Here is a 15,477-nt window from a genome sequence, read left to right as displayed (position 1 = left end):
AATCAGTAATAATAATTAATTTAGATAATTAACTTATCTAAAAGAAGATATCTTGAAATAAAATTCAAAACAATGACAAAAAGCACACATAGTCATGTTATTAAAAAAGTACAGATATCTTAAGATAAAATATATATTTCAACCTTTATAAAGGTATGTATTTCTTATATAATAAAAATAAAAAAAGTAGTTTTTTTAAAAAAAATAAATTAAAATAAAATAGCGCAAAGGCTATTTTAAAATAATATTATCAATATTATGCTGTCTATTTGCTAATAATTTAGCCCTTTCAATATTGATTCCATTCTTACCGATAGCAATACGTTTATTAGTATTATCCGCTGTGACAGTAGCTATTTTTTCGCCTGACTGTTTTTGACTAATCTTAACAGTTTGCAATTTTGCAGGTGATAAAACATTCTTAATAAATTGTATTGGATCATCGTCTAATTCAATAATCTCAACGCCTTTATCTACTGCTCTTTGAACTTTAGAAACTGAACTTCCTTTTTTACCAATAGCAAGTCCCATGTCACCATTTTTTACAACAAAAGTAACTTTTCCATGTTCATCATCGATAATGCAATCTTTAACCATTGCTCCAGTCATATTTTCGAAAAGAGCTATGTATCTAATTTCATTTGCACTAAATTTAATAGACACTTAAATCTACCTCAAATCGTCTAATATTGTAGAATCTCCTGGATCGTTTACGATTAATGTAGCAACAGTAAAAGGTTTACCACAAACAGAACCCAAATCTACACTAGTTCCATCATATACTAAGGATGGAATTTCGGAAAGATTTGCATAGTATTCAACATCTTCAAGAATTTCTTTAGGAGCGTTAGCAGCAACAACAACGAGTTGGCCTTTTCCTAATTTTAAAGATTGAATTGATTTTTCAGAGCCTAATACTACATCACCAGTATCGACAGCTACTCTGATTCCTCTATCTACGTCCATCATCTAGCCTCCTATTCATTTTTATAATCCATTTTGACACCGACAGAACCGGTACCAAGAGGTATTGGTTGTCCAATAATAATATTTTCGATGATACCTGTTAAATCATCTACTTCACCACGAATACTTGCGTTAAGTAAATGTTTACCAGTTTCTTCAAAAGCTGCACGAGCTAATACACTTGATTTTTCACCACTAATACCATGTCTTCCGATGGATTTTACAACACCTTCTGCAGTCATGATATCAGCAACCAACATGATATGTCTTACATCTACACTAAGACCCTGTTCGGAAAGTGTTTTTTGAGCTTCATCAATGATTGACTGACGAGCCGCTTCAATACCTAAAACCTCACCGATTTCATGAATGTTGTTGGTGGTTGTTCTCACATGATCTATACCTTCCATATCAAGAATTTCCTTAAGGTTGGATCCTTCTGTGTGAATAATCCATTCATCATCACGACGGATAATAACTTTACCTATACCTTTAATTCCACTGATCTGCAAGTCACGAACCTTGTCCGCCAAGAGACGAAGTTCACGAATTTCAAATTTGGAATCGGATTTGTCATTCTTTGAAGAAGGTATAATGATATGATTATTGTTAATTGTAGCCTTTTTGAAAGTCTTTTCAATAATGGCATTAATCTCTTCTTTATCAAGTCTTTTTTCTCTAATTTTTTTATCATCTAAAACTGCTTCTACTTCCATAGTAGCATAATTTAAATTGAAATCAGAAAGAATATCATTTATAGTACTTTTACCAATCTGGTTAGCTAAAGTCCTTACAAATTCTTCATCATTACGTCTTTCTTCATCAAAATAAATATCCATTGTTGGAGTAGCAATATCTTTTCTTGCGTCAACGATTTCAATAAGCCTTGGAAGACCTAATGTTACGTTTAACTCAGTTACCCCTGCATAGTGAAAAGTACGCATAGTCATCTGAGTACCAGGTTCACCAACAGATTGTGCAGCTACTGTTCCAACAGCCTCTCCAGCTTCAACGTGAGCTCGGTCATAGGCAGCCTTGAGTTTACGGATGAGTTCAGCTAACTCATCATCAGTTAACTCTTTTTGGACAGTTTTTTCAGCTAATTCTTCGATATAACTATCTGGAAAAGCTATATCAAGATTTTCTTCTTCATTTAATTTAGCAATAGTTTCTATTACTTTGTTTATAACATCTTCCATAGTTACACCTACTTACCTTCCATTCTTATTTCGTCAATAAGCTTGTTTAAGTCAGCTGGTTTACCAAAGTCAGATTTTGCAGGGTCTACCCCATCTTCTCCAAACATGGTTTGGATAACATTACCCTGGTTATCGGTAACAAGTCCGGATGGTTTAACTTGCAAGTCCTGAAGTGCGTTAACAAGTCTTCTCTGCATGTAACCGGATTGCGCTGTACGAATAGCTGTATCTACAAGACCTTCTCTTCCACCCATTGCGTGGAAGAAGAACTCAATTGGGTCAAGACCGGATTTGTAACTTGAGTGAACAAATCCTTTCGCTTTAGCCCCTAACTCACCTTTCTTGAAGTGAGGTAAGGTTCTGTTAAGGTAACCCCTTTCGATACGTCCACCCCTAACTGCCTGTTGTCCTACACAAGCAGTAATCTGAGTAAGGTTCAACATGGATGCCCTAGCACCAGTACGTGCCATTACTACAGAGTGGTTTTCAACAGCCATCACATGTTCGTATGAATCATCCGGAGACTGTTTACCCATGGTAAGGTAATTTTCTGCAATACTACCAGACATATCCCTAGCTTCCCCGAGAACCTGCATGATTTTCATCTCTAAGGTTTCTTCTAAACTTCTACCAGGTAAAGCTTGGAGATAGCCTTCTTCATAAGATTGAACAAGCATATCTACTTCTTCCATCTTCTTATTCAAGTGCTCGTTAATACGGTCTTGAGCTTCTTCAGGAATTTCCTCATCGTTTAATGAAGTGGTGATTCCTGTTTTCATGATTCCGCAGATTGCAAGGTCAGTTGATCTGTCTAAGAATTCTTTTGCTCTTCCAGGACCGTATTCCTTAACGATTTTATCTAAGATTTTACCTGAAAATGAACCGTAAGCGGATTCGTCGATAACCCCTTGAGTCAGGATACCGTTTTTGATTACAACAGTAGCGTCTTCAGGAGGATATACTACAGGACATTTTGAAATCTCAGCACTGTATGATAAGTTTAAGTCATTAGGTAATAATAGTGAGAATAATTCTTTTCCAGTCCATTTATCTCCTTTGTCCTTGAATATGAATGATTCTTCACTAGCTTCAGGGTCGTATTTTAAAACCCATTGACCTGATTTGAGTGGTGGAATAGCCAAGTGAGATTTACGGATGATTTGTAAAGCTTCTTCTTCAGTGAATTCCACACCGTCACGGGTTAAAAGGTAAGCTCCTGAAATGTGGTCGTGAATAGCACCGATAATCGGTCCACCGAACCTAGGAGATAATATGTGTTCTTGAACACGCATTAATGATTTAGCTTCAGCACGTGATTCGTCAGTCTGGAAAACGTGCATGTTCATTTCGTCCCCGTCAAAGTCAGCATTGTATGGAGGACATACACATAGGTTTAATCTGAAAGTTTTGTAAGGCAATACCCTTACTTCGTGAGCCATCATACTCATTCTGTGAAGGGAAGGTTGTCTGTTGAAGAGAACCATGTCCCCGTCTTTCAAGTGTCTTTCGACAATGAAACCAGGTTCTAACTGTTCTAAAATGAACTCTTTGGTATCTTCAGTAACCCTTCTTTTCTTATTGCCGTTGATTACATAGTTTGCACCAGGGTGAATATCAGGACCGTTTTCAATGTATCCTCTGATTTCATCAATGTTCCATTCGTTTACGTGAACAGGTACGGTAACTTCTTTTGCAATCATTTCAGGTACACCGACCTCGTTGATACTGATGTTAGGATCTGGTGAAATAACTGTACGTGCAGAGAAGTTTACACGTTTACCGGAAAGGTTGGATCTGAACCTTCCTTCTTTTCCTTTTAACCTTTGGGTTAAGGTTTTGAGTGGTCTTCCTGACCTGTGTCTTGCAGGAGGAACACCTGATGCTTCATTATCAAAGTAAGTTGTAACGTGATATTGTAATAACTCCCATAAGTCTTCAACAATCAGTTGTGGAGCTCCTGCTTCCATGTTTTCAAGTAAACGCTGATTGATTCTTAGGATATCCACGAGCTTGTGAGTCAAGTCGTCTTCTGATCTTTCACCGGTATCCAAAGTAATGGAAGGTCTTACTGTTACAGGAGGAACAGGCAATACTGTAAGTACTAACCATTCAGGTCTTGCAACTTCTGCATTTACTCCTAAGATGTATGCATCATCATCAGTAATTCTTTCAAGTCTTTCCCTTACTTCGGAAGGAGTTAATTTATAATCACCTTGACGAATTGTAACAGGTTTATCTAAAATGATAGCTTCCTGAGGTGCGCCACAGTGAGGGCAGCAGTATTTGAGGTCAATTTCCTCATCTTCGTCTTCAGGCATATTTTTTAATTCCCTTTTAGCATCTTTGTATACCTCTTTCAGGATGTTGTTGATGCTTTCCTTGTTGTCCATTGCTTCATGGATTTTTTCAGAGTAGTATTCAATTTGTTCATCGTTTAGAAGAACACGGCCACACTCATTACAGGTGGAACGTAAGATTTTGTGGATAACGTCACCAAAACCAACATGAATAACAGGTCTTGCAAGTTCAATACTACCGAAGTGACCTTGACAATCCCCACCTTTAAAACCGCAAGTTCTACATACTAAACTAGGGTCAATAATACCTAAACGAGGGTCCATTAAACCTTTTTCAATAGGAAAACCATCATCCCCATAAGTATCAGGATATTCTACAGTTACTACAGACATTTTACGAATATCCTCAGGAGACATTAAACCAAAGTTAATTTGCTCAATTTTTTTAATATAATAATCTGTCATGTATTGGCTCCTTTTATAAATTCAATTATGCTTTGTCTCCTAAAACTAATTTAGGGAAAATACATAAACTCTTAAGTTCGTCTAATAATAATTTAAATGCGTATGAAATTTCAACAGGATAAGTTTCTACATCTCCGCAGATAGGACAGTATTTCTTGTTTTTGTTCCTGTCATATACAGCTAACATTCCACAGTTTTCACATACTATAGCTTCGTATTTGTCAGACTCATCAAGGAGTCTTTCTTTCAATGTTAAAGCTGCACCGTGTGCGATAAGACAATCTCTTTCCATTTCTCCAAATCTTAAACCACCTTCACGTGCTCTACCTTCAGTAGGTTGACGTGTAAGTACTTGTACTGGACCTCTGGAACGAGCGTAAACTTTATCGGTAGTCATGTGGTGTAATTTCTGGTAATATGCCACTCCTACAAATATTTCGGCATCAATTCTTTCACCGGTTACACCGCTGTATAATGATTCACATCCTGCAGATTCAAATCCGTGATTGATAAGTTGCTGTTTGATTTCACCTTCAAGTGCCTGGTTGAATGGAGTTGCGTCAACTCTTTCACCTTCAAGACAGCCTGCTTTACCAGCTACCATTTCCAATACCTGTCCGATGGACATCCTGGATGGGATAGCGTGAGGGTTTACGATTAAATCAGGAACAACACCAAATTCTGTAAATGGAATGTCTTCAGGAGATAATATTAAACCGACAACCCCTTTCTGACCGTGTCTTGATGCGAATTTATCACCAAATTCAGGTTGCCTGGTATCTCTTACTCTGATTTTAGCTAATCTTGAACCTTCAACTGTTTCGGATAAAAGAACTGCATCGACAATACCTTTTTCACCGTGTCTTACAGTTACGGAAGTTTCCCTTCTTCTGTCAGCAACAGTACCGAAGTCTTCTTCTAAGAATCTTGGAGGGGATGTTTTTCCAATTAATACATCACCGGATTCAACATATGATTCAGGGTTTACTACACCGTCTTCATCCAAGTTTCTGTAAGCTTCCTCTGACCTGTATCCTTTAATGTTTTTGTCTGGAACTTCAAATTTGTCCACTTGACCTCCAGCGTATCTTTTTTCTGAAGTGTCATATGCTCTGAAGAAAGAAGATCTTGCTAAACCTCTTTCGAGTGCACCTTTGTTGATAACCATTGCGTCTTCCATGTTATATCCTTCATAGGACATTAAAGCTACAACAAAGTTCTGACCGGAAGGTCTTAAGTCATAATTAGTTGAGTCAATAATACGTGTTTTAACGATTGGAGTTTGAGGGTGGTGTAACAGGTGAGCCCTTGTATCAGTACGTAATGCATAGTTTGAAACATATAAACCTAAAGCCTGTTTTGTCATACCCGCTTCCATGGTGTTCCTTGGAGAGGAATTGTGGTCAGAGAATGGAATAATTCCTGCACAAATACCAAGCATTGTTGCAGGGTCGATTTCTAAGTGAGTGTGTTCATCGTTTTCAGGTTCTAAATCTGCTAAAGTCATAGCAATGTATGAGTTTTCCTCTTCTTCAGCGTCCAAGTATTCAATAAGACCGTTGTTAATCAGGTCATCCCATTTTAACTTTCCGTTTGCAACTTTGTTTAAATGTTCTTCTTTCAGGAGTGGGACACCATCTTTAACAATGATTAATGGTCTTCTTGCCCTACCAGGATCATTGAATATGTATATCTCATTATTATCTTCATAATAAGTAATGTTCATTTCATGAGAGACTTCACCGTTTCTTCTTTTTTCTCTCATTTCCTGGGTGAATTCTTTTGGATTTTTACAGTATCCTAAAAGTTCACCGTTAATGTAAATTTTGGTTGGAGCCTTATAATCTTCAACCGGTGCAACTGGTTCAGGTTCGGCAATGACCGGTTCGACAGGTTCGATTTCCTCAACGTCATCCTCTTCAGCAGGTTCAATATCACCTTCACCATCTTCAGCATCAACAGGCTCAATATCGCCATCATCTTCAGCATCAACAGGCTCAATATCACCTTCATCTTCGGCAAGTTCAATACCAGTTTCATCTTCAACAGCTTCAACAGGTTCAATTTCACCATCATCAGTGAAATCTACTTCACCGAAATCATCTTTATAAGATTCCCAGCTTTTTCTAGGTTCATCTTTAGTAAAATCAGCAACTAAAGATTCATCTTCTTTACTTTCAGGAGTATCATAATAACTTTCAATAGCATCAGCATGTTCATTTACTTTTTGAGCTAAATCTTCATCATCTTTAGAAAGTTCCTGTAACTTTTCAATTCTTCCTATAACTTCATAGTATGGAGCTACTTTGTCACAACCAAAATAATAAAAAGCTCTTTTTAACTTAGCATTAATTTTTTTAGACAACATTCCACCTCCTTAAATTAAATCAACATCCATTTGTTCAATAACATCAATAATAGCTTGTTCATCTGAACCTTCAGAAATATTACATAACAATGCTAAATTTTTAACCAAACCACAATTAGGTCCTTCCGGAGTTTCGTTAGGACATATTTTACCGAATTGTGTTGGGTGCAAATCTCTTGCTTCGAAGTGAGGTTGACTTCTTGTTAAAGGAGATACAACACGTCTTAAGTGGGAAAGAGTACCCATGTAACTGGTTCTGTCCAACAGCTGACTTACACCAGCTCTTCCACCTACCCAATTACCGGTAGCGATAGCGTGCTTAATGTTTTCGGTTAAAACATCACTACGAACTGCCTGTTTAATTGAGAGTTCTTTACCACGTGAAAGACTTCTTTCAAGCTGATAGCTCATATCTCTGGTTAAGTTAGTGAAAGCAACTCTGAATAAATCTTCCATTAAATCTCCAGATACTCTGAGTCTTTTGTTGGTATAGTGGTCCTTGTCGTGTGGTTCTCTTTTTTGTTCAATAACTTCAAGTAACATTTCAGTCATTTCAGCTAAGTAAATAGCTTTATCGTAACATTTGTCTTCTTCAGTACCCATGTGAGGTAACAGATAACGATTTACGACATCTTTTGCACGTTTGATACGATAATCTTTAGGCATGTTTTTAGCTACCCTATTTCCTATGTATTTGATAGCAGCATCTTGCAGGTATTGTTTTCTTTCGTCTAAAGTCATGCCGTCCATTTCATTTTGATCCAATTTCAAAGCTTCAAGAGATACTTGGATATCATCCGCAATCATCATCTGGAAGTTGTTGTCATCAGATATTTTTGTAATGATTTCTTCATCTGTGGATAAACCAAGTGCCCTTAATAAGATTACGAGTGGAATTTCACCAGGAAGGTACGGGAAGGAAATTCTTAAAAATACACCATTTTTACGTGGTTTTTTGTATTCTAAAGTAATTCTTGCTCTGAAACCACTTTTGATGGAAGTAACAACAGCCTTAGCATGTCTTTCTTCAACTTCCCCTAAACGTTCAAGAATAATTTTGTTCGGTGCAATCTCTTCCATTGTTACAACAGCTCTTTCAGAACCGTTTACAATAAAGTAACCACCTAAATCTTGAGGGTCTTCATGTTTTTCAATTAATTCTTCAGCACTGAGTCCATTGAGATGGCAGATATCGGATTTAAGCATTACTGGCAATTCACCAATATATACTTCTTCCAAAGGATTGTCTTCTCCTTCTTCATTCAATGCCATTTCAAGATACATGTCCGCTGAATAATTCAAATTCCTAAGTCTTGCTTCAGTAGGATCAATTTCACTACTGGACCCGTCTGCTTCTTTGTTGGATGGTTTTTCAATACGTACTTTACCAGTTTTTAAAGTGTATTTACCGTCGTCCAAAGTGATAGGTTCAGTAATATCAATAATATTTTGAATCCTATGGTTTACAAAATCGTTGTATGATTTGATATGGTGATCAACCAAGTCATACTTGTCAAAAAATGCATCAACTAATTTCCAGTTATTCTCTGTCATGGACATCCTCCAGCATTACGTAACGCAATAAAAATAATAAATAAATAAAAATAACAGATACGTTAGGATATAACCTAACAACTAATTCATTTAATCATTATTCTTAATTTACTCATAACTATCTCCTATTTAAGATAATTCCTCTCAAACTAAGTTCAAATATAATGAATTTCTAAAAAAACAAAAAATACAGAAATCAAAATATATCCATTCTCTCTAAAATTATATTAAAAACTAAATTAACCTTCTACAATCCTATAAGTAATATATTCACCAGCAGTAGGACTATCACGAGTAATCCTTAAAACATTACCTGGTTGAGCTCCGATAGCTTCTACAACAGGATCATTAGCTCTTATTTTAGGAAGGTCTCTAAAATCATAATCTACGTCACTAAATTCTTCAGAAATTTCTTCTTCGCTCATAATTTCATGTTTAGGTACGAGTTTATGGTCTTGAATATCAATTTTCAAATTTTTTCCTCCGATAGAAAAGTTAAAATATAAAATTAGAAACAGGCCTGACGGGAATTGAACCCGCGGCCGCTTGGTTAAAAGCCAAGCGCTCTGCCAGACTGAGCTACAGGCCTACATGACTCATAAATCTGAACGCCTTGGCCGGGATTTGAACCCGAGTCGCGGGCTCGACAGGCCCACATGATAGCCCCTACACCACCAAGGCACACAACTTACAAATACACTATTAATTAGTATAATTTTCATCATATATAAAGGTTACGAAAAAAAGATATTTTTTCATGAAAAATATATATGACTCAAATAAATAAATACTAAATCCCGCCTGCCGGACTTGAACCAGCAACATTTGGATCTACAGTCCAACGCTCTGCCAAATTGAGCTAAGGCGGGAAAATGGGTCCGCCCGGATTTGAACCGGAGTCTCAGGCTCCCAAAGCCCAAAGGATCGACCAAGCTACCCTACGGACCCACATACAAAAGAGTATGCAGATAACATACTAATGATAATCTATATTCCATAGTATATAAATGTTACTATAATTTTCAATATTGTATAAAAAAATTGAAATGTGGAATATAAATTAAAGCCCCGGACGGGAATTGAACCCGCGACCACGAGATTACAAGTCTCGCGCTCTACCAGACTGAGCCACCGAGGCATGATGTTAATATCATATAACAATATATTCTATATTAAAAGTTATTTAAATACTTTACTATAAATCATGAAAATTTCATTAAAATATAAATAATAAAAAATTTATAATTAATAATCATGATAAATAATGAATCTGAAATCCTTGAAAAAATTGATGAAACATTAGCGCAAATCCGAGAAAAAAACCCATTGACACACTGCATAACAAATTCAGTGACAATAAACGATTGTGCAAATGCAGTCCTTGCAATCGGAGGATCCCCATTTATGGCAGAAGATGCAGAAGAACTGGAGGAAGTAGTAACCATAGCAGATGCATTAGTCATAAACATAGGAAAATTAAGCAAAGACCAAGTGAAATCAATGCACATAAGCGCAAAAACAGCAAACAAAACAAATACACCAATAACACTGGACCCTGTTGGAGTCGGAGTAACAGAACTTAGAAACAGAACCACATTGGATTTAATCAACAAATACCAAATGGCGGCAATTCGAGGAAACATAAGTGAAATAAAAGCAATTGCAAAATTAACAGGAGTCATTGACGAAAACAATGCCGCAAAAGGCGTTGACGTAAACATCAATGACATCATCACTGAAGAAAACCTGCAGGATAACGGAAATATCATCAAGGAACTTGCAAAAAAACTTAATACAACAATATTGGCCAGCGGACCTATAGACATTTTAAGTGACGGGGAAACCACAATAGCAATTGACAACGGAGACGACATGATGCCTTTGATTACAGGAAGCGGATGCATGCTATCCTCCATTGTCGGAAGCTGCGTGGGCGGATCAAGTCCTCTTGAAGGAAGCCTTGTTGCAATATTGGCAATGAACCTTGCAGGTGAAAAAGCAAGAGCAAAAGTTGAAGAAAAGGATGAAGGAACAGGCTCATTTAGAGCATACCTAATTGATTATCTTTACAAAACAACCGCAGAAAGCTTAATCAACGAATCAAATATCAAGATACTATGAAAAACCTAGACTTATCATTATACCTCGTCACCGATAAAAGCGACGATGTAGAAAAATTCCTGAACACTATTGAAGAAGCAATTAAAGGCGGAACAACAGTAGTTCAAATTAGAGAAAAAACTGCTGAAACTTTAGATTTCTATAATCTGGCATTAAAAGTAAAGGACATTACAACAAAATACAATGTTCCGTTAATAATTAATGATAGAGTGGATGTTGCACTGGCCATTGATGCTGACGGAGTTCATGTGGGCCAGTCAGACATGCCGTGTGATGTCACCAGAAGACTTATCGGAGAAGATAAAATACTGGGAGTTTCTGCAGCCACAATCGATGAAGCTCAAAAAGCCCAAAAAGACGGAGCAGACTACATTGGAACCGGTGCGGTATTTCCTACACAAACCAAGGATGACGCTCCAAAAATAACAAAAGATGACCTGAAAGAAATTGTCGAGTCAATTGACATTCCCGTTGTTGCAATAGGTGGAATTTCACTGGAAAATGCACACGAACTAAAAAACACCGGAATTGCAGGATTATCTGTTGTAAGTGCAATAATGAGCTCCGATAATCCGAAAAAATCATCCGAAGAGCTATTGGAAATTTTCAATAGCTAAATTTTATTTTTTAAAAAAAAAGTTAAAGTAAAAAAATATTATTTTTTACTATTTTTAAGAGCTTCTACAGCAGCAAGGTCTTTACCTGCAAGCATGCTGATACATGCTCCACCACCACTACTTAAATGGCTCATCTGGTCTTCTAAACCAAGACCTGCAGTTGCAGCTGCAATATGACCTCCACCAATAAGTGAAAATCCATTTGATTTAGCCATTGCATTGATTAAGTCTTCAGTTCCCATTGCAAATTTAGGATCTTCAAACACACCTGCCGGACCGTTGGCAAATATATATTTTGCATCACGTATCTCTTTTGCATAATAATTGATGGTTTTAACACCAATGTCGAAAATCGCTTCGTTTGGAATTTCTTCAAAATCAATGTCCACTCTTTTACCGTCAATTTCACATGCAACATCGATAGGATATTTAACCTTGTCACCAAACCTTTCGATTAATTCCTTGGATTTTTCAACCATGTCTTCATATCCTCTGCTTGCTATGAAATCCCTGTTGACTTGACCAATATCTACACCTGCAGCCCATAATACAATGTTTCCAACAATACCTGTTGTTAAAATGGAATCTGCAGTTCCGTTGCTCAATACATTTTCCATAACGTCAATTGAGTCATCAGGTTTCATTCCACCAAGTAAAAATACGCAAGGATGTTCAACATTATCCAAAGCGGATTGAATTACAGTGAGTTCCTCTTCCATGACACGTCCTGCGGCAGATGGAGTGTTGACTGTAAAACCTATAAGGGATGCCTGTGAACGATGTGCCGCAGCAAATGCATCATTGACAAAATAATCAATTAAAGGAGATAAATGCCTTACAAGTAAGGTTTTAGATTGCTCTTCAGGGGTTCTTGAAAGGGATTCTTCAGAGAAGAAACGTACATTTTCAAGAAGTAATATTTCATGTGGTTTTAAATTACGGATAGCATCCTTAGCCAAGGATGAGAAAAGAGAATCTACATATTTTACTCTTAAATTTAAAATGTCTGATAAAGCTTCTGCATGTTGAAATAAAGTTGTAAAGTCCTTTTTACCAGGACGGCTTTGATGAGCAAGAATAACAACTTTAGCTCCTTTATTGGACAATTCCTTAATTGTTTTTGCATGCAATTTCAATCTTGTATCATCCAGGATGATTCCAGAACCAGGGTCAACAGGAGAGTTAACATCGATTCTTACAAGTACGGTTTTATTTTCTACATCAAAGTCATCAATTGTATTAAATTCAGCCATTTCTCTCACTCATAATCATTATAATTTACTTACCAAATCAAGTAAAGCATCTTTTGGACTTTCTGCCTTAATAATTCCTGATGCGAGCAATACTCCATCAGCACCCAAATCCATTGCGGCTTTCATATCATCACCAGTAGTGATTCCAGCACCGCACAATACCTTAATGTCTTTGTTGATAGCTTTGACCTCATTGACTGTATCTTCAACAACTTCAGGCTGTGCCTGAGATACAGGAATTCCAGTACCTATCAATTCAGGAGGTTCAACAGCTACTGCAACAGGATTGAGTGCTGCTACAGCTTTTGAAGTTTCAATATTGTTGGTACAGACACAGGATTCTATTTCATTAGCCTTACATAATTTAATGACTTCATCAATGTCTGCCAATTTCATTCTTTGTTCTGAATGATTGATTAATGAACCGCTTACACCTGCTTCTATTAAAGTATCGATTAAGTTAGAACCGGTATGTCCCCCTGGTGAAATAGGGTCAATATGTTGAGCAAAAACAGGGAGTGAAGCTTCTTGACTGATTCTGTATATGTCTGCTGCCTGAGGAGCTGCAACCATAGTAATTCCTGATTCGTTTGCAGCACTTTCCAGAGCATGCGCAAGTTCCAAAGCTTTTATACCACTTGATTCCAAATATGTTTTATAATTCAATATCACTATTGGTGTATCCATAATAATCCCACAATTATTTTATAATATTATATTTGGAAAACATTATTAAATAAATTTATGATTATCAATTCTTTTTTGAGCCAAATCCACATAGTCCTGATTAATTTCATAAGCGACATAATTTCTGTTATTCTGTAAAGCTGCAATGCATGTTGTTCCGCTTCCGCAAAATGGGTCTAAAACAACATCTCCCTCATAGCTGTAAAGATTTATTAAACGGTGCGGCAATTCGATTGGAAATGGTGCAGGATGGCCTATTTTTTTGGCATTGACTGCAGGAAATGTCCATATGCTTTTTGTCCACTGAATAAAATCATCCTTGGCAATTGTATCGCGCTTTTCCTGAGCCTTGTTTTTTGAATATGAACCCTTGGAAAAAACCAGAATATATTCATGGTAATCCCTTAATACAGGATTGGATGCTGACATCCAGCTTCCCCATGCGCATGATCCTCCTGCACTTGCTGACTTGTCCCAGATTATTTCACCTCTCATCAAAAATCCCAAATCAAGCATTATTTCAATAAGCATTGCATGAAGAGGAATGTATGGCTTTCTGCCGATGTTTGCAATGTTAATGCAGGCACGCCCTCCTGTGACCAGTTTCTTATAGCACTGGCCAAAAACAGAACTCAGAAGTCTGAGATACTCGTCCAGTGACAAGTCCTCATCATATTCCTTTCCGACATTATACGGAGGTGAGGTAACCATGAGATGAACACTGTCATCAGGTATTTCACTCATGTCCTCACTGGATTTGCAGTAAATTTTATTTAAGTCACTATTTTCTATTTTATTTTCCTTGAACTCTATGTTTTTCGGGATTTTGAATTGATCGAATAGTTTTGCACTGTAAAATTTTTTGGAATTGTGAGATTCCCTCAACACAGAACCGAATGATGAACTTTCCGTTTTTCTTACCACATTAAGACCTCTTTAGGAGATTTAAAAATTTTAATCCCTTATTTTCATAACTGTCCTGTCTATCAGCTATTTCAATCATTTTCCCAAGACTTTCAGGACTTTGCATGCCTGAAAAGAAATTCAAGTCCTGGTCGAACAATTGATTCAGATGCCTTTTTAACTCGGAGGTGTTGTCAAATCTGTAAAATCCTTTTTTAGGTGTGGATTTTCGGGTATTTCCATGATTTAGCGGGAACGGATTTAGTGACCAGAATCCCTGAATCAGCCCGGCATGTTTCAAGTAATCCGCTTTTTTTGAAAATCCGTTTGACAGCGGTGCATTTCCCACAACAATTATTGGTATTTTACTTGATTCCAGATTTGAAACCCTAATGTCAATGCATTTGCCTATAGCTTTTAAGACAGAATCCGAACGTGTGAAACTTGGCTTTCCCTGATGGGTTCTGAAATCCCCGACCTCACAAATATTATCCTGGCGAGGGTCATATTCCCAGTTCCACACCAATGACATTTTTACCTCACATATAAGTTTTACCTGTGACGCTTTTAAAATTTTGTTATCTGATGTTGCAACGGCAATATCTGCAGGGGATTTTGAGGTGATTCCTACTGAAGGGATTCTTGCCTGCTGGACAATGTGGAGATTTTCATCATCAATTATCTCTTCAAACAGGTCTGCAACCCATTTTTCAGTATAGTTGCCTATCAGAGAATTTCTGGCCTGAAGAGTTGATTTTCTGCCCCTATATTTTTTAGGCCAGTATGCAAGATATCTCCCGTCTTCGGTTTTATAGAAAAGTTGTCTTGGCGATGCGAAATTTTTTGAGTTTAAAAAAAATAGTTTTTCTTGATGTTTATTCCATAATATCATAATATTCATTATTATTTTTAAACATATAAATAGTTTTTACGAATAAATTATAATATTGTTCAATAAATGTAATTTTAGATTGGCTCTTTCAAAAACTTAAGTGATTCGGATTAAAAAATTTTTGAGGAGCAAGATTTTTTTCTTTTCTAATTTTT

13 protein-coding genes and 5 tRNA genes are annotated in these 15,477 nt (G+C 36.7%); 2 read left to right on the top strand and 16 right to left on the bottom strand.

The genetic code is table 11. The features are described 5' to 3' along the window. Positions 1-231: 231 nt before the first annotated feature. From E7Z81_RS03070 to E7Z81_RS03015, 12 genes are all read right to left on the bottom strand, one after another. Positions 232-663, bottom strand: coding sequence for a NusA-like transcription termination signal-binding factor (locus E7Z81_RS03070; RefSeq protein WP_292744083.1), 432 nt, complete (start codon positions 661-663; stop codon positions 232-234). A 6-nt stretch (positions 664-669) separates the two neighbouring features. After that, positions 670-969 (bottom strand): 50S ribosomal protein L30e, encoded by a 300-nt coding sequence (locus E7Z81_RS03065; protein ID WP_292744081.1) that lies wholly within the window; start codon positions 967-969, stop codon positions 670-672. Positions 970-977: 8 nt separating this feature from the next. Next, the gene (gene rpoA2 / locus E7Z81_RS03060) at positions 978-2,165 is read right to left on the bottom strand and encodes a DNA-directed RNA polymerase subunit A'' (RefSeq protein WP_292744079.1); all 1,188 of its coding nucleotides are present in this window, start codon (positions 2,163-2,165) and stop codon (positions 978-980) included. An 8-nt stretch (positions 2,166-2,173) separates the two neighbouring features. After that, entirely contained in the window at positions 2,174-4,927 is a 2,754-nt protein-coding gene (locus E7Z81_RS03055; protein WP_292744077.1) for a DNA-directed RNA polymerase subunit A', read from the bottom strand. A gap of 25 nt (positions 4,928-4,952) precedes the next feature. Beyond that, positions 4,953-7,295, bottom strand: a complete 2,343-nt coding sequence (gene rpoB / locus E7Z81_RS03050) for a DNA-directed RNA polymerase subunit B (RefSeq protein WP_367263002.1) — start codon at positions 7,293-7,295, stop codon at positions 4,953-4,955. Positions 7,296-7,304: 9 nt separating this feature from the next. Beyond that, the gene (locus tag E7Z81_RS03045; protein ID WP_292744075.1) at positions 7,305-8,849 is read right to left on the bottom strand and encodes a DNA-directed RNA polymerase subunit B''; all 1,545 of its coding nucleotides are present in this window, start codon (positions 8,847-8,849) and stop codon (positions 7,305-7,307) included. A gap of 239 nt (positions 8,850-9,088) precedes the next feature. Then, positions 9,089-9,322, bottom strand: coding sequence for a DNA-directed RNA polymerase subunit H (locus E7Z81_RS03040; RefSeq protein ID WP_292744072.1), 234 nt, complete (start codon positions 9,320-9,322; stop codon positions 9,089-9,091). Positions 9,323-9,364: 42 nt separating this feature from the next. Beyond that, a tRNA-Lys gene (locus tag E7Z81_RS03035) sits at positions 9,365-9,438 on the bottom strand. Positions 9,439-9,458: 20 nt separating this feature from the next. Next, a tRNA-Asp gene (locus E7Z81_RS03030) sits at positions 9,459-9,530 on the bottom strand. 114 nt (positions 9,531-9,644) lie between these two features. Continuing rightward, positions 9,645-9,718: transfer RNA gene (locus tag E7Z81_RS03025), tRNA-Tyr, on the bottom strand. 4 nt (positions 9,719-9,722) lie between these two features. After that, a tRNA-Pro gene (locus tag E7Z81_RS03020) sits at positions 9,723-9,797 on the bottom strand. A gap of 116 nt (positions 9,798-9,913) precedes the next feature. Beyond that, positions 9,914-9,987 (bottom strand) — tRNA-Thr (locus E7Z81_RS03015). Positions 9,988-10,103: 116 nt separating this feature from the next. Here E7Z81_RS03015 and thiM point away from each other — a divergent pair. Both thiM and thiE read left to right on the top strand, forming a co-directional pair. Further along, positions 10,104-10,970: a hydroxyethylthiazole kinase gene (gene thiM / locus E7Z81_RS03010; RefSeq protein ID WP_292744068.1), complete on the top strand. Its 867-nt coding sequence runs from the start codon at positions 10,104-10,106 to the stop codon at positions 10,968-10,970. Further along, positions 10,967-11,587: a thiamine phosphate synthase gene (gene thiE / locus E7Z81_RS03005; protein WP_292744065.1), complete on the top strand. Its 621-nt coding sequence runs from the start codon at positions 10,967-10,969 to the stop codon at positions 11,585-11,587. The genes thiM and thiE overlap by 4 nt, the downstream gene beginning before the upstream one ends. A gap of 38 nt (positions 11,588-11,625) precedes the next feature. Here thiE and E7Z81_RS03000 read toward each other — a convergent pair whose 3' ends face one another. From E7Z81_RS03000 to E7Z81_RS02985, 4 genes are read right to left on the bottom strand one after another with little or no spacing between them, the layout of a single operon-like run. Beyond that, positions 11,626-12,840: a phosphoglycerate kinase gene (locus tag E7Z81_RS03000; RefSeq protein ID WP_292744062.1), complete on the bottom strand. Its 1,215-nt coding sequence runs from the start codon at positions 12,838-12,840 to the stop codon at positions 11,626-11,628. Between the two features lie 18 nt (positions 12,841-12,858). Next, entirely contained in the window at positions 12,859-13,527 is a 669-nt protein-coding gene (tpiA, locus tag E7Z81_RS02995; RefSeq protein ID WP_292744059.1) for a triose-phosphate isomerase, read from the bottom strand. A gap of 45 nt (positions 13,528-13,572) precedes the next feature. After that, on the bottom strand, positions 13,573-14,451 hold the full coding sequence (locus tag E7Z81_RS02990) for a site-specific DNA-methyltransferase (RefSeq protein WP_292744056.1): 879 nt from the start codon (positions 14,449-14,451) through the stop codon (positions 13,573-13,575). A 1-nt stretch (position 14,452) separates the two neighbouring features. Continuing rightward, positions 14,453-15,322: a hypothetical protein gene (locus E7Z81_RS02985; RefSeq protein ID WP_292744053.1), complete on the bottom strand. Its 870-nt coding sequence runs from the start codon at positions 15,320-15,322 to the stop codon at positions 14,453-14,455. Between the last annotated feature and the right edge of the window lie 155 nt (positions 15,323-15,477).

Origin of the sequence: Methanobrevibacter sp. (assembly GCF_015062935.1) — an archaeon.
GTDB lineage: Archaea > Methanobacteriota > Methanobacteria > Methanobacteriales > Methanobacteriaceae > Methanocatella.
The sequence above is the reverse complement of the archived record's forward strand: the minus strand, read 5'-3'. Positions and strand labels throughout refer to the sequence as shown.

Bases quoted from the DNA above. Each gene is read 5' to 3' on its own strand.
- rpoB (WP_367263002.1), bottom strand. From the start codon at position 7,295: ATGTTGTCTAAAAAAATTAATGCTAAGTTAAAAAGAGCTTTTTATTAT.
- tpiA (WP_292744059.1), bottom strand. From the start codon at position 13,527: ATGGATACACCAATAGTGATATTGAATTATAAAACATATTTGGAATCA.
- thiE (WP_292744065.1), top strand. From the start codon at position 10,967: ATGAAAAACCTAGACTTATCATTATACCTCGTCACCGATAAAAGCGAC.
- E7Z81_RS03055 (WP_292744077.1), bottom strand. From the start codon at position 4,927: ATGACAGATTATTATATTAAAAAAATTGAGCAAATTAACTTTGGTTTA.
- E7Z81_RS03000 (WP_292744062.1), bottom strand. From the start codon at position 12,840: ATGGCTGAATTTAATACAATTGATGACTTTGATGTAGAAAATAAAACC.
- E7Z81_RS02985 (WP_292744053.1), bottom strand. From the start codon at position 15,322: ATGATATTATGGAATAAACATCAAGAAAAACTATTTTTTTTAAACTCA.
- rpoA2 (WP_292744079.1), bottom strand. From the start codon at position 2,165: ATGGAAGATGTTATAAACAAAGTAATAGAAACTATTGCTAAATTAAAT.
- E7Z81_RS03065 (WP_292744081.1), bottom strand. From the start codon at position 969: ATGATGGACGTAGATAGAGGAATCAGAGTAGCTGTCGATACTGGTGAT.
- thiM (WP_292744068.1), top strand. From the start codon at position 10,104: ATGATAAATAATGAATCTGAAATCCTTGAAAAAATTGATGAAACATTA.
- E7Z81_RS03045 (WP_292744075.1), bottom strand. From the start codon at position 8,849: ATGACAGAGAATAACTGGAAATTAGTTGATGCATTTTTTGACAAGTAT.